Here is a 20,691-nt window from a genome sequence, read left to right as displayed (position 1 = left end):
GGCGCTCAGCTATTTTTGTTTTTTTCAAGAAAAATTTAAGAATAACCGCTATCGACTGCATGCTTACTACCAGTACTTTCACTTTGCGGCGGCGCGTGCTCGTGCTGGCGCTACTGGGCCTGGGCGCGGCCCTGCCCAGCTGGGCGCAGCCCGGCACCTACCCGCGCAACGGCGTGTATGACCAGCGCCCCGGCCTCTACGCCTTCACGCACGCCACCATCCAGACCGACTACCAAACCCGGCTCACCGATGCCACGCTGCTCGTGCGCGAAGGCAAAGTAGTGCAGGTAGGGCCGAGCGCGACGGTCAAGATTCCGGCTGGCGCGGTGGTGCAAGACCTTACGGGCCAGTACATCTACCCCGGCCTGGTCGATATTTTCACCAGCTACGGCGTGCCCGAAATAAAGGCGCCCGAACGCCGCGGCCGCCGCGACGCGGGCCCGCAGTTCGAGTCGCAAAAAGCCGGCGCCTACGACTGGAACCAGGCCATTCACCCTGAAGTGAACGCCGCCGAGCTCTTCAAAACCAACGCCGAGCAGGCCGCCGCCTACCGCAAGCTGGGCTTCGGGGCGGTGCTCACGCAGCAGCCCGACGGCATCATGCGCGGCACGGCGGCGCTGGTGAGTTTGAACACCGGCCGCAAGGAAAACGAGGTGATTTTGCTGGATAAAGCCGCCAGCGCGCTCTCGTTCGATAAAGGCTCGTCGCCGCAAGACTACCCCGGCTCGCTCATGGGCAGCATCGCGCTGCTGCGCCAGAGCTACCTCGATGCGGATTGGAACGCTCGCAACCCGCGCCGCGAGCAAAACCTGTCGCTGCAAGCCCTGACCCAGCAGCAGCGCCTGCCGGCTTTGTTTGAGGTGCGCGACAAGCAGTCGGCCCTGCGCGCCGACCGCGTGGGCGACGAAAACGGCGTGCAGTACATCATCAAAAGCCGGGGCGACGAGTACCAGCGCCTACCCGAGCTGAAAGGCACCGGCGCCACCTTCGTGGTGCCCGTCAATTTTCCCGAGGCCTACCAGGTCGAGGACATCTACGACGCCCAGCGCATCGCCCTGGAGGACATGCAGCACTGGGAGCAGGCACCCGCCAACGCGGCCCGGCTGCGGCAGGCGGGCATCGCCTTTTGCCTCACGGCCGCCGACCTCAAGGACAAAACTAAGTTCTGGCCCAACCTGCGCAAGGCCGCCCGCTACGGCCTCAGCGAGCAGGATATTCTGCGGGCGCTCACCGATACGCCGGCCCGGCTGCTGCGCGCCCAGGACCAGGTAGGTAGCCTGCGCCCTGGTTTGGAAGCCAACTTCCTAGTCTGCTCACGGGCGCTACTGGATGAGAATAACGTGCTGCTCGACAACTGGGTGCAGGGCGAGCGCTACCAGCTCAGCACCCTGCCCGCCGACTACCGCGGCGTGTACGCGCTGCAAATGGTCACGGCTAACAAGCAGGACCAGGCCCGCCTTGGGTCCGATATGCGCTTGCTCATCCAGGGCGGTAAGCCCGAGGCGCCTGAGCTGCGCCTGGTGCCCGCCGCGGGCGACACCGTGCGCGGCACCATCAGCGTGAGCGCCGAGCTGGCGACGCTAGTTTATAATCCCAAGGATAAGGTGAAGGGCAAGGCCAGCCCTAGGTCCGCTGCGGGCGGCAAAGCGCCTGCCGACGAGGGCGCCACCCGCCTCAGCGGCTACTACAACGCCGAAACCAAAACCTTCGCCGGCGACGGCCTGCTGGCCCAGGGTCTGAATGCGCCCGGCATCCCCATCACCTGGACCGCCCGCCGCCTCGACGAGGCCAGCCGCCAAGCCCGCCTCGACACGGCCAAGGCGCCGAAGCCGCTGGTCCTAGGCCCGGTGACGTACCCGATGGGCGCCTACGGCCTCAAAGCCGCACCTAAGCTCGAAGCAGTACTCATCAAAAACACCACCGTGTGGACCAGCGAAAAAGCCGGTAAGCTCGAAGGCACCGACGTGCTGCTGAGCGGCGGCAAGATTCAGAAAATTGGCAAGAGCCTGGCCGCGCCGGCCGGCGCCCGCGTCATCGACGGCACGGGTAAGCACCTCACGCCAGGCATCATTGACGAGCACTCGCACCTGGCTATTTCGGAGGGTGTGAACGAGGGTACGCAGGCCGTAACCAGCGAAGTGCGCATCGGCGATGTCATTGACCCGGAGGATGTGGGCGTGTACCGCGACTTGGCGGGCGGCGTGGTGGCGGCGCAGCTGCTGCACGGCTCGGCCAACCCCATCGGCGGGCAGTCGGCGCTGGTGAAAATGCGTTGGGGCGCCACCGGCCAGGAAATGAAAATTGCCAACGCGCCGGGCTTCATCAAGTTTGCGCTGGGCGAAAACGTGAAGCAAAGCAACTGGGGCGAACTCAACGTGCTGCGCTTCCCGCAGACGCGCATGGGTGTCGAGCAGGTGTTTGTCGATGCCTTCACCCGCGCCAAGGAGTACGAAAAAGGCTGGCTGGCCTACGATAAGCTCTCGAAGAAAGCGCAGGCCAAAGCCGACGCCCCGCGCCGCGACCTGGAGCTGGACGCGCTGGTCGAAATCCTGCACGACACGCGCCACATCACCTGCCACAGCTACGTGCAGAGCGAAATCAACATGCTGCTCAACGTGTCGGACCGCATGGGTTTCAAGGTCAATACGTTCACGCACATCCTGGAAGGCTACAAAGTGGCCGACAAAATGAAGGCGCACGGCACCAACGCCAGCACGTTTTCCGACTGGTGGGCCTACAAAAACGAGGTGCGCGATGCTATTCCGTACAACGCCGCCATCATGCACCACGTGGGCCTGAACGTGGCCATCAACTCGGACGACGCCGAAATGAGCCGCCGTCTCAACCAGGAAGCCGCCAAAAGCGTGAAGTACGGCGGCCTCTCTGAAACCGAAGCCCTAGCGCTGGTTACCATTAACCCGGCCCGCATGCTGCACCTCGACGAGCGCATGGGCTCGCTGCGCGAAGGCAAAGACGCCGACGTGGTGCTCTGGACCGATAACCCGCTGAGTATCTATGCTAAAGCGGCGTACACCTTCGTAGACGGCCGCGAGTATTTCAGCCTCCAGCAAGACCAGCAGCTGCGCCAGCAGATTCAGCAGGAGCGCCAGCGCTTGGTGCAGGCTATGCTAGGGGCCCGCAAAGCCGGCGTGGCCACCCAGCCCGCCACCGCCAAAACCGTGGGCCTGTGGCACTGCGACACGCTGGGGCAGATAGCGGAGTAGCGCGCGTGAACCTCACCCCCCGGCCCCCTCTCCAAAAAAGAGGTGGAGCCAACCAAAAACAGACGTTGTTAGGCGTCAGGCTCCCCCTCTTTTTTGGAGAGGGGGTCGGGGGGTGAGGTTCCCCGTCGGAGCAGCGCCTCAATTTAATTAATAACCAATACTATGCGTCGCCTTTTACTTCCCTTTCTCTTCACCACCTTCGCCGCGCAGGCGCAGGTGCCCACGCCCGCCGCGCCGCAGGCCGCGCCCGTGCTGCTCCTAGGTGGCACGCTGCACACCGGTACCGGCCAGGTGATTGAAAATGCCGCCGTGGCCTTCGATAAAGGCCGGCTGGTGTACGCCGGGCCGCGGGCGGGCTTCGCCCAAACGGCCGGCTACACCGTGCGCGATGTGAGTGGCCAGCACGTGTACCCCGGCCTGATTCTGCCCAATACAACTCTAGGTATCAGTGAGGTAGAGTCCATCCGGGCCACCGTGGATGACGAGGAAGTAGGCGCTCTCAACCCCAACGTGCGCAGCGTCATTGCCTACAATACCGACTCGGACGTGATTCCGACGGTGCGGCTCAATGGCGTGCTGCTGGCGCAATCGACTCCGCGCGGCGGGCTGCTGTCGGGCCAAAGCTCCATCGTGCAGCTCGACGCCTGGAACTGGCAGGATGCCCTGGTGAAAGCCGACGACGGCCTGCACCTGACCTGGCCGCAGCAGATAATCCGCCTCAACCCCGCCGAGGATGCCGCTGCCCTCACCCGCCGCCAGGAGGCCCGCACCGCCCAGCTGCGCGACCTGGAAAGCCTGCTGTCCGAAGCCGGAGCCTACCGCCAGCAGCCCGCCGGCCGCAAGGAAAACCTGCGTTTGTCGTCGATGGGCGGCCTGTTTGACGGTACCAAAACGCTGTATATCCACGCCGATTATGGCAAGGAGTTAATCGAATCAGTGCGCTTTGCCCGCCGCCTGGGCGTGCAAAAAGTGGCGCTGGTGGGCGCACGCGACGCCTGGATGGTGCTCGACTTTCTCAAGCAAAATGACGTAGCCGTGGTGCTCAGCCGCGTGCATGCCCTGCCCCGCCGCGACGCCGACGACTACGACCAGCCTTACAAGCTGCCCGCCCAGTTGCAAGCCGCTGGCGTGCGCTTCTGCCTCGATTACCAAGGCTCGCAGGAAACCTCGGGTGCTCGCAACCTGGCCTTTATCGCCGGCACGGCCGTAACCTACGGACTGACCAAGGAGCAGGCCCTCACCGCCATTACGCTGAGCTCGGCGCGCATCCTAGGTATCGACAAAGACTACGGCAGCCTCGAAACGGGCAAGTCAGCCACGCTGGTGGTGAGCAAGGGCGACCTGCTCGACATGCGCACCAACGCCGTGACGGCCGCCTACATCGACGGCCGCAGCATTGCCCTGGAAAGCAAGCAGACGTACCTCGACCGCAAGTTTCGGGGGAAATACGGCATAGAATAGGGTAGGACTCTAGGGTAAAAGCTGTCATTGCGAGCGTAGCGAAGCAATCGCATCGGGACGAGCCGTTCGGGTTCTATTCAGGTGCGATTGCTTCGCTGCGCTCGCAATGACAAACGGTATTTAGCGTTCCGATGGTGGCTAAGCGCTACTGCGCCCTACTAACCGCCTTTTTCCCGACCTTTGCCGGATGCTTCGTGTACTTTTCCTGTGTTTACTAGCACTCTCTGCCGCCGCCCAAACGCCCGTCTCGCCCGATGACCGGGCGCTCTACGGCATCATTTGCCGCGGCAGCGGGCGCAGCCTCGACATCTTGCACGCTGCCGCTACCGGCGGCGCGCCGGCCGTGCAGTGGGAGTTCAACCACGCGCCTAGTCAGCAGTGGCACCTAGTGCCCATCCGGGAGGGCAGCGAGTACTACCGCCTCGAGGCCAAGCACAGCGGCCAGTGCCTGACGCTGGAAGCTGCCCCCGCCGCCTCGGCGGGCGGCAATACGCCGCTGGTGCAGCGGGCCTACACCGGGGCCCTAGGGCAGCAGTGGCGGCTGGTGCCGGCCGGCCCAGCGGGGTCGTTTCAGCTCGAAAGCCGGTTCGACGGGCGGGTGGCGACCCTGGCCTCGTCCGATAAGTTTAACGGTACGGCCGTGGTGGCGGCCAAGGCCGTGGGCCGCGCCAGCCAGCAGTGGCGGCTGTTTCAACTGCAGCTGCGGCTGACCACCGGGCCGCCCTATTTCGCGGCGCCCGAGCCGCTGGCGGGCCTCAACACGCCCACCGGCAACGAGTTGCAGCCGGTGCCCTCGGCCGATGGCAAGAGCTTGTATTTCAACCGTACCCGGTTTGCGGGCAACACGGAGGGCGTGGCCGAAAGCGGCGATATCTGGCTGAGCCAGAGCGCCGACCAGGGGCGCACCTGGGGCGCCGCCACCCGCCTCGACTCGCCGCCCGGCCTCAATACTTCCCGCAATAACGCCGTGCAGGCCATCGTGGGACCGGCTACCAGCCCGGTGCTGCTGGTGCGCGGCACCTACGAGAGCTCGGGCTTCAAAGACGAGGGCGTGTCGCGGGTGCCGCTCACTAGCAATAGTCGGGCGGTGCCACTGCGCATCGCTACTTACTACTCGACCAACGTGGCCACCGGCTTCTACATGACGCCGGACGAGAAAATTCTGCTGCTGTCCTTGGAGCGCGACGATGCGCAGGGCGGCAACGACCTCTACCTGAGCCGGCCCGACGGGTCGGGCGGCTTCGGCGTACCCCAGAGCTTGGGTGCGGTCGTCAATTCGCCGGGCTACGAATTTGCGCCCTGGCTTTCGGCCGATACCAAGACCTTGTACTTCAGCTCCTACGGCCACCAGGGCTACGGCTCGGCCGATATTTTTGTGAGCCAGCGCCTCGACGAGAGCTGGACTAAGTGGAGCCCTGTGCAGAACCTAGGGCCGCGCTTCAACGGGCCGGGCTTCGATGCTTACTTTGCCCTCGGTCCCGACGGCGTGGCCTACTTTGCCACTTCGGGCGCCAGCCCCACCGCGCCCGCCGACCTGCGCCGCACGCCGCCCGGCCCGCCGCCTGCCGACACCGTGGCCGCGCCCATCGACCCCGAAACGGCGGCCCGCGCCTTAGTGACCGGCCGCGTGCTCGACGCCCGCACCAACCAGCCCATTGCGGGCGGGGCCCAGGTGCAGGCGCTGCTGCTGGGCAGCACCATCGATTTTCGGAGTACGGCCCAGGCTGATGCCTCGGGCTTTCAGCTCTCGCTGGTGCCGGGGCGCTACCGTTTCACTACCACCGCTGGCCTGCTCACGCGGGTCGATACGCTGGTGATTGGGGCTGGCGAGTCGCGCCGCTATGAGCCGCGCCTCACGCCAGCCACCGTGGGCTCGCGCCTCGATTTACCGGCCATCATCTTCACCCAGGGCCAGGCCAAGCTCCTAGGGTCGTCTTTCTTGACGCTCAATGGATTGGCCAGTTCGCTCAAGGAAAACCCGCAGTTGGAAATCCGGCTCGAAGGCCACACCGACAACGTGGGGCCAGCCGATAAAAACCAGGTGCTCAGCGAGCAGCGCGTGGCCGAAGTCAAGCGCTACCTCGTGGGCCGCGGCGTGGCTGAGAGCCGCATTACTACTGTCGGCTTCGGCGGCACCAAGCCCAAATTTGGCAACGACCGCGAGGAAACCCGCAAGCTCAACCGCCGCGTGGAGCTGGTGATAACCAAATAACGAGGCGCGGCCCTTCGGCCCGTGAGTGGCAATCGTATAGCGCTGACGCTGAAGTCGCTTGCCGTTGCCTAAGGCATAATATCTTTGCGCCGACGGACGATTATTATGAGAGCCCAGCGTGCCGGCTCCCAGCCGGAAAGCTTGCCCTAGGTGACAAGAAGAAGCCCCAGCCGCCTAAGGCAGCTGGGGCTTCTTCTTGTCACCTAGCTATAGTCTACGAGCGCCGGAAGCGGGCGCGCAGCTTGCGAATACCGAAGCCAATGCCCGCGGCGGCTATCAGCGAGGCGCCACCATCGAGCGGTACGGCGGTAGGGTCAGGCGTAGGGTCTGGCGCGGTGCCGCCCGAGCCAGGCTGAGCGTAGGCCGAGGAGGCCGAAAGAAGCAGCCCAGCAACGGCCAATAAACGCAAGCAAGAGGAAATCTTTAACATGGAGTAATGAAAGTAATAAAATGAAAAAGGTGCTTCGTAGTCCCCCGGCCCAAGCTGGGCCGGGGGCACGAAGACAAGGTTAGTTGGCAATAACTAAGCGTTTAGCAATAACGCCTTCGGTCGTTTCGAAGCGCAGCGAATATACGCCGGGTGCCACGCCACTCAGCGAAAGCGAGCGGGCCTCCGTGGCCGAGCCGGCGGCCAGCACCGTGCGGCGCACCGTTTGGCCCATGATGTTGACGAGCGAGGTGGCAATGGGCTGGCTCGCCAGGCTGGCGGGCAAGCTCACCGATACGCTACCCGTGGCAGGGTTCGGGAACACCGACAGCGCTTGTACCAGTTGGGCCGGTGCCGAGGCCAGCGGCTGCTGGCCGCTGAGCAGCAGCGTAAAGCGCCCGGCATTGTCGCCGGCCGCCAGGCTTAGGCTGAGGGCGGGCTGCTTGGCCAGGTCGGTGAGGGTGCCGGCCTGGGCATCGCGCAAGAAGGCAAAAGTGCCGGCGGGCAGGTTGTTGAGCTCGGGCGCGCTCAGCAGGTAAGTGCCGGCTTGGGTGGCGCTCAGCAACAGGGGCACTGCTACTTCGGCCGCCCCGAGGGCGGGCAGGCCATTGATGGCCAGCTTGTCGGTTCCAGCCAGGCTCACTAGGTTCAGGCCGTGGCTGTTGGGTAGCTTGGTGGCATCGTACTGGCGGTCGAGGCCTGCCGTGGCACCTTGCTCAAAGTACACGAAAGCTTCGTCGCTGGCGGCGCCAGTAGTGCCGCGCAGGGCCAGGTGCACCAGTGGGCGCGTGTCAGCGGTGGTGCGGCGGAACGACGTGGGAGCGTAGGTAGTAACCCGGTAGCTGGGGTTAAAGGTGAAGCTGCCCGCCGTTTGGCCGGCCGCGACGCGGGCAAAGAAAGCCTGGCCGGTGGCCAGAATGGGATTGCCGCCGATGCCGTTGGTGTAGGTGCGGTAGCCGCCCGCGTACTGGCTGGTGCTTTCAAACACGTACACCGGGGCCTCGAAGCCCGGGCGGTCGGTGGCCGGCTGCTGGCTAAGGTCAAACGGCGAAGGGTAGGGGTTGGCGAGCAACTGCCAGCCGGCCTCGGCGTTGGTGCCGCGGGCCGCCGGCACCGAGATGGTGCCGCGGTTGGCCGTGCCCACGAAGTCGACGAGGGCTGTGGCGGGTAGGTTCACAGAGTAGCCCGTGCCCACGGCCAGGGCGTCGGTGAGGCTGGCCGGCGAGTTCCAGCCTTTGTCAAAGTCGCCGTAGGTAGACGTAATCGTACCAACGCGGCTTTGGTCGTAGCTGAGTACGGTGGGGAACGGCGACACCCGGCCGGGCGTAGGCGAGGTGTTGTAGGCTGAGTTCACCACCGGGGCGAAGCCCGTCGTAGCCAAGTCGTTAACCGTGCTGCCGCTCACCGGTGCGCCGTAGTGGCGGTAGCCTAGGCCAGCGTTTTGGGTGGGGTCGATGTAGCGCTGCACCGTGATGTTGCCCGTGACCTGGCCGCCGGCTTCGGCGATGAGGGCCGTGCCCGCCGCGCTGGAAACCAGCGTCACGTTGCCGCCCGAGGCCAGGTTGTTGGTCGTGCGCAGCACCTGCACCACTTGTACCGGGCCGCTGGCCGTGACGCCCGCCGGGTTGGCCGCCGTCAGGTTTTGGAAGCGCGAAACGGTGCCCGAGATGGTCTGGGCCGTAGTGCCCACGAAGCGCACCTCGCCCGAGCCGGCGCCCGCCAGCGTGCCGCCGTAGTTGACCAGGTTGCCGCTCAGCGCGAGCGCCGAGCCATCGGCCGTGGTGAGGGTAGCGCCGCTGGCCAGCGTGAGGGCGTTGGCCTGTTGGGTGCCCGAAACGGTGGGCTGGTTGGGCCGCCCGCCCGGAATGATGACGTTGTCGGTGGCCGTGGGTACGCGGTTCGGCGTCCAGTTGGCGGCCAGGTTCCAGGCCGAGCTTGTGCTACCGTTCCAGGTGAGGGCGTTGGCATCGGGCGTGGGCAGGGCGGCCACGCCGCTCAGGTTGCTGCCGTTGCCGATGCGCTCGACCAGCGTAGCCGCGCCAGCCGTGCTACCCGTGAGGCTCACGGTGTAGAGGTTGTCGAAGGTGCTGCCGCTGGGCGTGGCCGTCAGGAAGGCCGAGTTGGCGGGCGTGGCGGGGGTGGTCAGGTCCGAATAAATATCGAAATCAACGCCGTTGGCCGCATTCACCGTAATGCCCGAGCCGCTGCCCACGTTGCCGTAGGTGCCGAGGTTGGCGTTCGACGACAGCAGCACGAAGTTCGTGCCCTGGTCGTAGCCGTAGAGCGCCGTGCCCGTGGCGGCGTTGTTGTCGCTGTTGGTGTATGCCACGCCCGACAGGGCCGGGGCGGCTCCGCCACCCGTGTTCGTCAGCGGCGTATCGGTGATGAAGGTGCCGTCGCTGGGGTTAGCCCGCAGGTTAACCTGGTTGGTGGCCGACGTGATGCGGATGCGGTCCACGGTCGGGTTGAAATCGAACCCGATAGCGTTTGCGTTGGCACCTAGGGGGTAGGAGATGGCGCTGCCGATAGCGGTAAGGGCGCCGGTGGTGAGGTTCACCGTGTACAGCTGGCCCAGCTGGCCGGCAGCATCGTAGCCGAAGGCGTACAGCTCGCCGGTGAGGGGCCGGAAGTCGAGGCCCGCCACTACCTGCGCACCCTGCAAGCCCGTAACGTTCACCGCCGTGCGGATAGTGCGTGGTGCGCCCGAGTCAAACGATACTAGGTTGCCGCCCGCCACGCCGTACAGCAACTGCCCGGTGAGGGCCGGCTGCGTGAGCGGGGCAATGACCACGGCGAGGTCGCGCACCGTAAAGCCAATACCCTGGGGGATGGTATTGACACGGTTGGTGGCCGCGCCGGTAGCCGGGTCAAACGTGTAAAAATTGCTGCTGCCCGCGTTCGTTACTTCCGTCAGGAAGCCTTGGTTGGTGCCGGTGGCGGCATTGTAGTAGATATCGAAGTCAATCGCCTGCACGTTGACAGCGATGGGCGACGGTGTTTCGTTGGGGGCGCTGAAAGTCAGGTTTACCGGGTTAGTGAGGGTGCCGGCGTTGGCGGGGTTTTGGGTGTAAATGATGCCGGTTGTCTCGTCAATATCGTAGAGCGTGGTGGCCGTGCTGCCCGCGTACGAGTTGGTGTAGGCCACCGAGCCGATGGACGGGGCCGCGGGGTTCAGGTTCGGGTCACCGCCGTTAACAACGTTGGTGCCTGCCACTAGGGCGCCGTTATTAGGGTTGAGGCGGACGTTGGTATCGTTGGTGCTCACCACCCGGATGCGGTCGACGGTGGGGTTAAAGTCGAACCCGATGCGGTCGGTGCTGCCGCCCAGCTCCAGCCGAATGGCCGCCCCAATGGCCGTGGCCGTGTTGGTGGCCGTGTTGAGGGAGTAGAGCTGTGTATTGGCCGTGGGGCCAGCAACAGTAGGGTTATACCCTAGGGCCAGCAGCTGCCCGGTGTTGGGGCGGTAGTCTATACCCACCAGCGTTTGGCCGGCCGTCACGCCAACCAGCGGCGCGTAAGTGCCAATGTTGGTTATGGACATCCCGGTGTTGGGGTCAATCTGAATAAGCCCCTGCGAGAAACCGCCGTTGAGGTTCGTGACGAGGCCGTAGACGGTGGGAGTTTGGGCAAAAGCGGCCGAGGCCGATAACAAACTAGTGCCAAGGGCCAGACCAAAAAGGCCAAGGCGCCGCGACGCGTTGAGCGGACGTAAGCGTAGCTCCATGAAAGAAGGGAGTAAAGGTGGGTAATAGAAAAAAATTGAAAAAATTGAATACTAAAGAGAATTACTTGCAGCAAAAAAAGAAAGCTTTACCACAGGAATTGCAATGTGAAAAGTACGTGAAAAACCTCTTGTACGGTTCATTTTAAGTCCTGATTACCTGTTATTTTTTGGTAATATTGATTATAGTCATTATTGCACTACTCGTGGTGCATGCACCTAGGTGGCCCGCCGGCGCCAGATGAAACCATCGAGCACGTAGTGCGTGCTCTGGGGCAGGGCTAGCAGCGGCACCAGCCACCTGAGTAGCGCCGGCTCGGCCACGGTGGGCAGGTGCCGAAACCAGCCGAACACTGCGCCGTGCTCGCGCCACACCAGCCCGTCCCAGAGGCCTTCCTCCAGAAAAGCAAACAGGATAATGGCGCTGCCAAACAGCAGCAGTCCGTGGCGCCCGGCCCACCAGCCGCGGCCCGGGGCCTGGGCCGGGCGGCGGCTCCACACCAGCGCGAGGTAGGGCACCCCGTGCGACACCACGTTGAGCAGCGTAAAGGCCAGGTCGCCGTTGAAAACCACAATGCCCGCGTACCAAGCCAGCGCCGTGCCGCCCAGCAGCAGGTTGCGCGGCACGTTCAGGGTGCGGGTGCGGTAGTATTGCCGGGCTTCGCGCCCCAGGTAGGCCAGCAGCAGCCCTAGGTAGAGGCCCGTGGCCAGCTGCCGGCCCAGGGGCCAGTCGTGCTGCACAAAGTCACCGTCCACAAACCAGTTGAAGTTGCGCGGCGGCGACAAGTGCCAGTACAGCAGCGGGTAGAGCGTGGCGGCGTAAATGAGGGCCGGGCTCAGCCACTGGCCGGGCCCAGGAGCTTCGTGCCGCGCGTAGAGCCGCAAAAACCCGTATTGCTGCCTAATGAAGTGAAACACCGCCAGGTAGGCCAGCGCTCGCCAAAAAACCAGGCCGCCCGCCGCGTACAGCGCCACCCCGGCCGCGTAGCAGACCAGCGGCGCCAGCACTAGCAGCCGGCCCCGCTGCCGCCGCTGCTGCGGGTCGAAGTACGTCTGAAACAGCGTGCCGTACACGTGGGCCACGTCGATGAGCAGCACCACGCCCACCCAGGCCAGCAGCGGGAACTCGGCCGAGTGCCGGAATTGCGCGGGCAGCGCCAGCACCACCAGCAGCGCCACAAAAGGCGGCGCCAGTATCAGCCAGCCATCGTAGTGGGGCGAGCGAATCCAGGGCTGGGCAGGGGGCCGCAAGGGCATAAGCGGGGCGGGGGCAGAAGCACGGATACCCGCGCAAGCTAGCGCACCCCGGGCCGGTTCGCCAAAAAAGCCCGACCAATTGGCCGGGCTCTTAGGAAACCTGTATTAGCTAAAGGCTAGAAAGCGGGTTGGCTGAGTGGAAAGCGCCTGGCCTTGCGGAAAGCAGGTGTCTTTGTAAGAAACGTTTGGCCTGGCGAGCGCAGCGCAGCAATCGCACCCAAACGGCTCGTTTTGGTGCGATTGCGCTACGTTCGCCAGGACAGATAAGCTTTACAACCTAGCTCAGCGAGTCCTGGATGTTGCCGATGAGGGTATCGGTCATCGTCATCTGCTCTTTCTGGGCGTGGCCTTCGGGCACGGGCGGGCCCAGCTTGGGCTCGTCGCCGTAGGGCTCGGCTTTCAGCACCCGAAACTCGCCCTTGCCGTCGATGCTGGGGCCAGCGGTCCAGCGGCCGGCCGGCGTGCCGGTACCGTCGATGTTGGTCGAAATGAAGGAGTAGCTGAAGTCCTGGTTTTCCTTGCTCTGCGGAAAGGAATTGGGTACGGGCAAGGCTGCCGAGCCGCCGAGCTCCTCAATCACGGCCAGCCACTGGTTTTGGTGCATGGTGTCGCGGGCCAGGCTGAAGGCCAGCATGTCCTTTAGGCCAGGGTCATCGCTCAGCTCCCAGATGCGGGATACCAGCGTGCGGCCAGTAGCCTCAGCGGCCACGTTGCTGTACATGTCGGCCACGATGTTGCCGCTGCTCACTATCCAGGAGCCGTTGAAGGGCACGCCTTCCGAATCGGCGCAGATGGCCCCTAGGCCGCCCGACAAGAACTGGCGCGGGTTCATGCCGCCCAAAATGGCGCCTACCAGGCCGTTTTGAGCCACCGCGCTTTCCTGTAAGCTCAGGGGCGCTTTCTCCAGGTTGAGCGCAATGGCGGTGGCGAGCATTTCGATGTGCGAAATCTCCTCGGTGCCGACGTCCAGCAGCATGTCGCGGTACTTGGCCGGCCCGCGCGAGTTCCAGGCCTGAAACAAGTACTGCAGACAGACGCGAATTTCGCCGTCGATGCCGCCCAGCGCTTGCTGCAGCATGCTGGCCATGGCCGGATTGGGCTTGTCGACGCGCACTTTGTACTGCGTCCGTTTATCGTGGTAAAACATGGGGTGATGGTAAGGGTGGAAAATGCGGCAGGCTACGCCACCGGTAGCCCTTAACTATACGCGGCCCACCCCGACCTGCCGGACCGATAACTACCCCTTTCCAAGGTAATAACTACCTAATTCTGAAGTAAGTATTATCCGAATTGCCTGGTAGTTTAACCCACTAAAATGGAGCGTCCTACGGAGCAAAAGCCACGCGCTGCCCACGCGCCCACAAGCGCCCACCTAGGTGCCCGCGGCGAAGGGCGGCACAAAAAAAGCCCCTCACCAAATTGGTGAGAGGCTTTTCTCAACTAAAGACCTAGGTTAGGCTACAGTGCTTTGAGCAGCAGCAAGACCAGGCCTACTACTATCAGAATACCGCCAATGGTGTTGAGCAAGCCCGAGCCAATGATGATACCAATTAGCAACACTACCAAACCAACCAGCAGGATGGTGAGCGAGCCGCTGCGGGCCGCCGACTCAGTGGTGCTGGCCGTGTTCTGCTGGCGCTTTTCGATTTTGGAAAGCTGCTTGGTGAGCTTGTTCAGGGCCAGGCGCTGCACCAGCGTGGGCTTGGTAGCCTTGGCGGCGGGGGCTTCGGTGGTGGCTACCGTGGGCTGGGCAGTGGCGGCAGCGGCAGGAGCCGAAGCGACTACGCGGCTAGGGGCAGCTGCAATAGCTACCGGCGCAGTGGCTACTGCAGGAGCAGGGGCATCTACTGTAGCAGTGGCTACGGTGGCAGGCTGCGGCTTGGTAGCTACCACCTGAGCCGAATAGTCAGCGGCGGGCGAGGCAGCCGGGGCCTGGGCTACGCTGGCGGTTAGGGGGCTGGTAGCAGCCGTGTTGGCGGTGTAATCGGCGCGGCTGCACGAGCTGAACGAGGCGGCGGCGAGCACGAGCAGTGCAAAGTGCGAATAGGCTTTTTTCATGATGAAAAGAGGGGGAGGTGGTGAAGAAAATATGAAATTCGGGGCTTAAAAAGCCCAGTTATATCCTGGCTTGCCGAAGGGCAAGTTGGGATATTCCTAGACTAAGTAGTCCTTGGTTCGTTTACGGGAGATAGCGCTTGTGTGTTCAAAAGTTTCTCCGCCGCTGGGGTGAATAGCCTGGCTCGTGCTGTAGGAATCGCCTTCCGAAGCCAGGAATACGGAGGTCGAGGCTACCTTGCCCAGTAGATAGACCGTAGTGAGGCCCACCCCGATAATGATGACATCGGACGTGGTATTTGTGCGCAGCGGCCCAGCAATGGACGCCGCCAGCGTGGTGGCCAATCAGCTAGGTAGCGTGGCGCCGGAAGTATGAGTAGGGTTGATAAAAGCAGCCATAGCAACCAAGCAAAAACAACCGCTAAGCGATGCGCACCTTAGCTCGTGCCCTGATTTGATGGGGGTTAGAAGAAGCTTGCCATTGCCTAGGCGATAAAAGGTCTGCGTAGCCACCTAGGGCAGCGGCCATAAGCCCGGCCTCAACAACCGGTTTAAACACTAAGCCAAGCCGCCCCCCATGATGGTAAGCGACTTGGCTCAGTGTAAAAAAAGCTGGCAATTATTAGGTGGTGCTGCCGCCAGTGGTGCCGCCGGTAGTGCCGCCCGAAGTCGTGCCGCCAGCGGTGGTGCCGCCCGTAGTACCGCCGGTGGTGCCTGAAGTCGTGCCGCCAGTAGTGGTGCCGCCCGTAGTAGTACCGGCTGTGGTACCGCCTGTAGTAGTACCGGCTGTGGTACCGCCAGTAGTGGTGCCGGCCGTGGTGCCAGTAGTGCCGCCCGCGGTCGTGCCCGAAGTGGTGCCGGTGGTGGTACCAGCCGTGGTGCCGCTGGTGGTAGTGCCAGCCGTAGTACCCGAAGTTGTAGTGCCAGCGGTGGTGCCGCTGGTAGTGGTGCCGGCGGTGGTAGTGCCGGCGGTCGTGCCAGTGGTGGTAGTGCCGGCCGTGGTGCCGGTGGTGGTAGCGCCCGAGGTGGTGCCGCTAGTGGTGCCCGAAGTGGTGGGGGCGGGGGTGTTGTCGTCGTCGTCGTCGCAGGCACTAGTTAGGGCCAGTGAAGAGCAGAGCATTAACCCTAGGGTAAGCGAAAGCCAATTGCGTTTCATAGTAAACGGTACAAGAAAGAGAATAAAAGGAAAATCCCTGTTACTCTTTCTTATACGGCGGGTGGCGGCCTGTATTTACGCTTAATTCCGGGGGTAAACTACCGAATTGGCTTCCTCGGGGGCACGGGTACTACCTAGGGCTTGCGCTGGGTAAAAGCCGCGTTGCCGCGGCCTCGCGGCCGGGCGGCGCGGGGGCCGCCTAGGGTGCAAGCTGAGCGGCCGGGGCCGGGGGCTCGCAGTCGCAGAGGACTTCACGGGTGGCGGGCGGCACCTGGTAGTTGGGCTGCGACACTTCTTTCATGTACACCACCGAGAGGTGGCGCAGCGGCGGGTGCGCGGGGTTTTGCTGCCAGATGCGCAGCAGGTAGTTGCAGTAATAAGGCCGCATCCAGCCGTTGTTGACGAATAAATAGTTCTCGGAGTACTTGCGCCACCGGTCGTTTTTGAACAGCGACACCACGGCGGCTGGCTTGGCGTAGCTGAGGGGCGCGCCGCCGCGGTTCAGGTCGAGCACCTGGCCCGCCCGAGTGGTGCCTTCCAGCACGTACCAGCCATCGTCCTTAAACACGGTGGGCGCAAACATGCCCCAGTGCTGGTCGATGCGCACCAGGTAACCCAGCCACCGCGTCGAGTCCGACATCCAGCGGCCCGGCTTGCCGCCCACGTCGTCGAGGTTCCACCAGCACACGTAGAAAAGCACGCTCACTACCAGCGTTTCGCGCACGGTGCGCCACAGCGCCAGGCGGCCGGCCGGCCGGGGGCGGGTGCGCTCGATGCGCAGTTGCCAGGGCGCCTGCCACCTGGGCAGGCGCGTGCGCCAGTGCCGGGCGCGGGCGGCGTGGGGCGCCAGGCGGGGCGTCAGCCAGTCGAACGCCACCGCCGGCAGCAAGCCCAGCACCGACACCATATTAATAAGAAAGAAAATGCCCACAAACAGCGTGAGGCTGATGCCCAGGTGAAAGCCAAACAGCACAAACACCACCAGTAGCCGCCACCAGCGCACCCCCACCGGAATAAACAGCGCAATCGGCAGCAGCAGCTCGGTGTACCAGGTGGCGAAGGTGAGCCCCCGCAGCAGCCCAAAGTGGGGGTAGAGCAGGCGCCCGCCCGGCAGCAGCAGCTGGTCGAGGCTGAAGGCGTAGTAAAGCGCCGTGCCCTGCTGGGTCCATTCGGGGCCACTTTTGAGCAGGGCGGTGCACCAGTACAGCAGGGCCAGCTGCACGATGTAGGCCACGGTGGCAGCGCTGGCGTAGTCGTAGCGGGCGGGCGGCGGGGCGTGGCGCGCATCCCAGGCCCAGACCCGGCCCCAGGGCAAGAAAAACCCCCAGAACAGCAGCATCCGCAGCAGGTCGTCGCCGCCCTGCCCAATCATGGGGTTGCGGTTTTGTAAGGAAATGAGCAGCCCCCACGACACCAGCGTGGCCAGGCGCGTGTGGTAACCCAGCAGCAGCGCCCCCGCCACCAGCGCCGCCAGCCCAAACAGCACCGCCTGCACCTGCCACAATCCGCTGGCCGCGTGCAGCGAAAACTGGTAGGGCGTCCAGGTGTGGTCGAGCATCACCGAGAGGGGCAGCACGCCCATATTGGCGTAGTGCGCTTCCAGGTCGGTGCTGCGGATACCTAGGTCGAGCAGTACGATGGCCGCCGTGCCCATGCGCAGCAAAGCCAGCGCTCGCAGGTCGAGCACAAACGGTAGCCGCACGGCCGCCCATAACTGGTGCATAGTGGTAGAAAGCAAAGGCAAAGTGTAAAACTAAACAAGGCGAAAAAGCAGCCAATCGCTTGGCCAGCTTTTTCGCCTTGTAACAGGAAAATAGCGGGAAAATGGCCGGTGCTAGCGCGTCGTGCTGCCCGAGGTAGAGCCCGACGTGCTGCTGCCGCTGGTGCTGCCGCTGCCCGAAGTGCCACGGCTGCCGCTGGTGCTGCTACCCGAGGTGCTGCCACCGCGCTTGGCGGCGCGGCGGGCTTTGCCCGACGTGCTGCTGCCCGAAGTCGAACCCGAGGTGGTGCCCATGGAGCCCGAGCCCGACGTGCTGCCCATCGAGCCCGAGCCCGCCGTAGTGCCCATCGAGCCTGAGGTGCTGCCCATTGAGCCCGAAGTAGAGCCGCTGGTCGAGCCCATCGAGCCGGTCGTGCTACCCGAGGTCGAACCCGAGGTGCCGCCCATGGAGCCCGCCGTGCTGCCGCTGGTCGAGCCCGAAGTGCCGCCAGTGGTAGAGCCCGCCGTGGTGCCCGTAGTAGTTTGGGCAAAAGCAGCGCTGGTCGTTAGGCCCAGGCCAAGTACAAAAGCTGCCGCGCGTAGCGACAAGGAAACGTTGTTTTTCATAAAATACGAAGGAAGAAAAGGGGGGAAAAGAAAATAGAAAAAGTGAGCTATTGGCCCGTAGTCGAGCCAGTGCCGCCCGCGCCGCCCGTAGTCGAGCCAGTGCCGCCTGCGCCACCCGTGGTAGAGCCAGTGCCGCCCATAGTGCCCGCGCCGCCTGCCCCGCCCGTGGTGCCTGCGCTCCCGGTGTTGCTGCTGCCGCTGGCGCCCGCCGAGCCGGCCGTGGAGCCGCCCGTGCTGCCAACGCCGCTGGTCGAGCCACCTAGGTCGCCGGTGCCGCTGGTCGAGCCGCCGGTGCTGGCCGTACCCGTGCCGGTGCCGCTCATGCCCGCCGAGCCCGTGCCCGAAGAGTCGGCCATGCTGCCGGTATCGCTGCTGCTGCTGCCCGCAGTAGAGCCGCCACCGCTGGTCGACGACTCGCCGCTGCCACTACCGCCGCCGCTGCCGCAGGCACTTAGCAGCGAGGTGCTGAGGGCGAAAGCGGCGATGGCCAATTGAAATTTAATGGTACGCATAAGAAGAGGGAGAATTAGGGAAAAACTGTGGCTGAGTATACGCTTGTCAATCAGTGAGCAGTGGCGCGATTACCCCGTATATTTCTCAGTAACTACGTAGCGGTAAATACGGTATTTTGGGTTTGTCTCCGCTTGGGCGCCCCGGCCCCAACCATCGGGGCCGCCCCGGCGTTAGGCCGCTACCACCTCCTGTTTGCTCACGTATGCCCACTTCCGCCCCGGCCACTATCCTCTTCGATGGCGTGTGCAACCTCTGCCATGGGTTTGTGCAGTTCATTATTCGCCACGATGCCACCGGGCAGTTTCACTTCGCGGCCCTGCAAAGCGACGTGGGCCAAGCCTTGCTCGCCACCCACGGCCAGCCGCACCTGGCCGCCCCGGCGGCCGACCCCGACTCGGTGGTATTGGTGGAAGGCGGCCACGTGTACACGCACTCCACGGCCGTGCTGCGCATTGCGGGGCGCCTAGGGGGCATCTGGCGGGCGGCGGCCGTGGGCTACCTGTTGCCCCGCGCCTGGCGCGATGCCCTGTATCGCTACGTGGCCCGGCACCGCTACCGCTGGTTTGGGCGCCAGGAAAGCTGCCTGCTGCCCACGCCCGCCCTGCGCGCCCGGTTTCTATAGCTTGGCACTTTGTAGTCTGAGCTACACTAAGGCCACCCCCTGCACCACGGCCCGCGCCGCCCGTAGTCCCTGGTGAAAGGCTTCCTCAAACACCGACACCCCGCTAAAATCGGTGTGCGCCAGGTGTACCCGGCCGCCTAGGTGCGGCTGCCGCACCAGCTGGCGCGCCGCGCCCCACACGTAGCCGGGCGTGGGGGCCACCATGCCGTGGCCCCACACCCAAAGCTCGGCGGCTTGCACGCGGCCGGCCAGGCCGGGGTGCATCAGGTCGAGCTCAGTGAGCACGAGCGTCAACCAGTCATTATACGTACTAGCAAAGGCGTGGCGGCGGGCCGCGGCGGGGTCGCCTAGGTCGGTGGGCAGGGCCCAATAGAACGTTAAGCTGCGCGGGCCGTCGGCCTCGAAGCCGCGCAGGGCCTGGTGCTCGGCGTCGATGTAGCCGAGGGCCGGGCTGCCGTAGCGCACATTGTCCCAGCTCAGGGGCTGGCCGGGGCCGCCGGGGTAGCCGTCTACCGTGAGGTTGGCCACCAGCCAGGGCGCGTGCAGCGGCGCCAGCGGCGGCAAGGCAGCCGGGGCGGGCAGCAGGTGCTTGCTCACGTGCCAAGGCGTGGCCAGCACCACTTGCCGCGCCCGCAGGCGGGTGCTTTGGCGGGTAACGCCGTTGAAAGCCAACACATCCACGCGCCCATCGGCGGCCGGCGCTACCTCGAATGCTACGGTATTAGGCTGGATGCGGCCGTGGCCACCCGAGCGCCGCAGGGCTTCGGCCAGGTGATGGTTGCCATTGGGCCAGGTGAGCACGGCGTCGGCGGGCGCGTTGTGGGCGCGGCCCTTGCGGGCGGCGAAGTAGTGCAGCCCGGCCCAAGCCGATACCTGCGCGGCGGGCACCCCAAAATCGTCGCGGTACGAGTAGTCGAGGTACCAGCGCAGGTACGCCGAGCGGTAGCCGTGTTGCGCCAGCCAGTCGGCCATCGACACCTCATCGAGCTGCCGGGTAGCCGCGTCGGCCGACGACAGGTCGAGCGGCAGCCGAAACAAGTCGTGCCCATCGGGCCCGGTGGCGTGGCGCAGGCGCTCGACCTCGGCCAGGAAGCGGGCAATTTCGGCGCGGTCGGCCTCGGGCACGCCGGCCTCGGGCACCAGGCCGGGCTGCCAGTGGCCGTGCAGCAGCAGGCGCTCGACGGGGTCGTGGCAGAGAGCGGTTTCGTCGTAGATAGGCAGTCCGCCGGGGCCGTAGCCGGTTATGATTTCCGCCTCCTCCAAAAAGGCTGCTAGGTCGCGGTCGCGCTCGTCGGGCACGGGCAGGTAGTGGGCGCCCCACGGGTAGGCGGTGCGGCCGTTGTGGCCGGCGGTGGCGTTGCCGCCCGTGTCGGGCTCCAGCTCCAGCAGTAGCGTGCGTAGTGCGGGGGCCAAGCGGTGCAGCTCGCGCCGGGCCGCCAGCCCGCTCACGCCCCCGCCCACTATCACTACGTCAACTTCCTCGGTATGGGTCGGGGCCGGCAGCTTGTGCGGCTCGCGCAGCAAGTGCCCCAGCTTGACGCCCGCCCCCCGCACCTGCCCGCGTACCGCCGAGCGCGCCGGTACGCAACCCGGCACGCTGCCGAGCAGGCCCGTGAGCAGCGTGCCGGCCAGGCCCGCGCTGGCTTGAGTCAGGAATTGACGACGGGGGAGGGGCATAGGGAAATTATGTGTTGATAGGGTGTGGAAAGAGGCTGTT

At 64.7% G+C, this 20,691-nt stretch carries 15 protein-coding genes; 4 read left to right on the top strand and 11 right to left on the bottom strand.

The annotated features are described in order from the left end of the window. Positions 1 to 59 precede the first annotated feature (59 nt). From ACFSDX_RS13050 to ACFSDX_RS13040, 3 genes are all read left to right on the top strand, one after another. A complete protein-coding gene (locus tag ACFSDX_RS13050) occupies positions 60 to 3,224 on the top strand; it encodes an amidohydrolase family protein (protein ID WP_382314181.1) in 3,165 nt (1,054 codons plus the stop codon). Positions 3,225 to 3,386: 162 nt separating this feature from the next. After that, on the top strand, positions 3,387 to 4,685 hold the full coding sequence (locus ACFSDX_RS13045) for an amidohydrolase family protein (RefSeq protein WP_382314179.1): 1,299 nt from the start codon (positions 3,387 to 3,389) through the stop codon (positions 4,683 to 4,685). Positions 4,686 to 4,872: 187 nt separating this feature from the next. Continuing rightward, positions 4,873 to 6,897, top strand: coding sequence for an RICIN domain-containing protein (locus ACFSDX_RS13040; RefSeq protein WP_382314176.1), 2,025 nt, complete (start codon positions 4,873 to 4,875; stop codon positions 6,895 to 6,897). 214 nt (positions 6,898 to 7,111) lie between these two features. Here the strand turns inward: ACFSDX_RS13040 and ACFSDX_RS13035 are convergent, their stop codons facing one another. The 10 genes from ACFSDX_RS13035 to ACFSDX_RS12990 form a co-directional block, all read right to left on the bottom strand. After that, positions 7,112 to 7,327 carry a PID-CTERM protein-sorting domain-containing protein gene (locus ACFSDX_RS13035; protein WP_382314173.1) on the bottom strand — a complete coding sequence of 72 codons (216 nt, stop codon included), beginning with the start codon at positions 7,325 to 7,327 and terminating at the stop codon, positions 7,112 to 7,114. 79 nt (positions 7,328 to 7,406) lie between these two features. Further along, a complete protein-coding gene (locus ACFSDX_RS13030; RefSeq protein ID WP_382314170.1) occupies positions 7,407 to 11,048 on the bottom strand; it encodes a DUF4394 domain-containing protein in 3,642 nt (1,213 codons plus the stop codon). A 216-nt stretch (positions 11,049 to 11,264) separates the two neighbouring features. Further along, a complete protein-coding gene (locus ACFSDX_RS13025; protein WP_382314167.1) occupies positions 11,265 to 12,302 on the bottom strand; it encodes a hypothetical protein in 1,038 nt (345 codons plus the stop codon). A gap of 277 nt (positions 12,303 to 12,579) precedes the next feature. Beyond that, on the bottom strand, positions 12,580 to 13,449 hold the full coding sequence (locus ACFSDX_RS13020) for a manganese catalase family protein (RefSeq protein ID WP_382314165.1): 870 nt from the start codon (positions 13,447 to 13,449) through the stop codon (positions 12,580 to 12,582). Positions 13,450 to 13,760: 311 nt separating this feature from the next. Then, positions 13,761 to 14,360, bottom strand: a complete 600-nt coding sequence (locus ACFSDX_RS13015; protein ID WP_382314162.1) for a hypothetical protein — start codon at positions 14,358 to 14,360, stop codon at positions 13,761 to 13,763. A gap of 96 nt (positions 14,361 to 14,456) precedes the next feature. Next, positions 14,457 to 14,702: a hypothetical protein gene (locus ACFSDX_RS13010; RefSeq protein WP_382314159.1), complete on the bottom strand. Its 246-nt coding sequence runs from the start codon at positions 14,700 to 14,702 to the stop codon at positions 14,457 to 14,459. Between the two features lie 277 nt (positions 14,703 to 14,979). Beyond that, positions 14,980 to 15,513: a hypothetical protein gene (locus ACFSDX_RS13005; protein ID WP_382314156.1), complete on the bottom strand. Its 534-nt coding sequence runs from the start codon at positions 15,511 to 15,513 to the stop codon at positions 14,980 to 14,982. A gap of 199 nt (positions 15,514 to 15,712) precedes the next feature. Further along, positions 15,713 to 17,236, bottom strand: a complete 1,524-nt coding sequence (locus ACFSDX_RS13000) for a hypothetical protein (RefSeq protein WP_382314154.1) — start codon at positions 17,234 to 17,236, stop codon at positions 15,713 to 15,715. Positions 17,237 to 17,347: 111 nt separating this feature from the next. Beyond that, positions 17,348 to 17,839 carry a hypothetical protein gene (locus ACFSDX_RS12995; protein WP_382314151.1) on the bottom strand — a complete coding sequence of 164 codons (492 nt, stop codon included), beginning with the start codon at positions 17,837 to 17,839 and terminating at the stop codon, positions 17,348 to 17,350. A 47-nt stretch (positions 17,840 to 17,886) separates the two neighbouring features. Then, positions 17,887 to 18,351 carry a hypothetical protein gene (locus ACFSDX_RS12990; RefSeq protein WP_382314148.1) on the bottom strand — a complete coding sequence of 155 codons (465 nt, stop codon included), beginning with the start codon at positions 18,349 to 18,351 and terminating at the stop codon, positions 17,887 to 17,889. A 203-nt stretch (positions 18,352 to 18,554) separates the two neighbouring features. On the opposite strand from ACFSDX_RS12990, the gene ACFSDX_RS12985 reads away from it, so the two are divergent. Further along, the gene (locus tag ACFSDX_RS12985; protein WP_382314145.1) at positions 18,555 to 18,974 is read left to right on the top strand and encodes a thiol-disulfide oxidoreductase DCC family protein; all 420 of its coding nucleotides are present in this window, start codon (positions 18,555 to 18,557) and stop codon (positions 18,972 to 18,974) included. Positions 18,975 to 18,995: 21 nt separating this feature from the next. On the opposite strand, the gene ACFSDX_RS12980 is transcribed toward ACFSDX_RS12985, so the two are convergent. Beyond that, a complete protein-coding gene (locus ACFSDX_RS12980) occupies positions 18,996 to 20,651 on the bottom strand; it encodes an NAD(P)-binding protein (protein WP_382314143.1) in 1,656 nt (551 codons plus the stop codon). Positions 20,652 to 20,691: the final 40 nt, after the last annotated feature.

Source organism: Hymenobacter bucti, assembly GCF_042681145.1.
GTDB lineage: Bacteria > Bacteroidota > Bacteroidia > Cytophagales > Hymenobacteraceae > Hymenobacter > Hymenobacter bucti.
The sequence above is the reverse complement of the archived record's forward strand: the minus strand, read 5'-3'. Positions and strand labels throughout refer to the sequence as shown.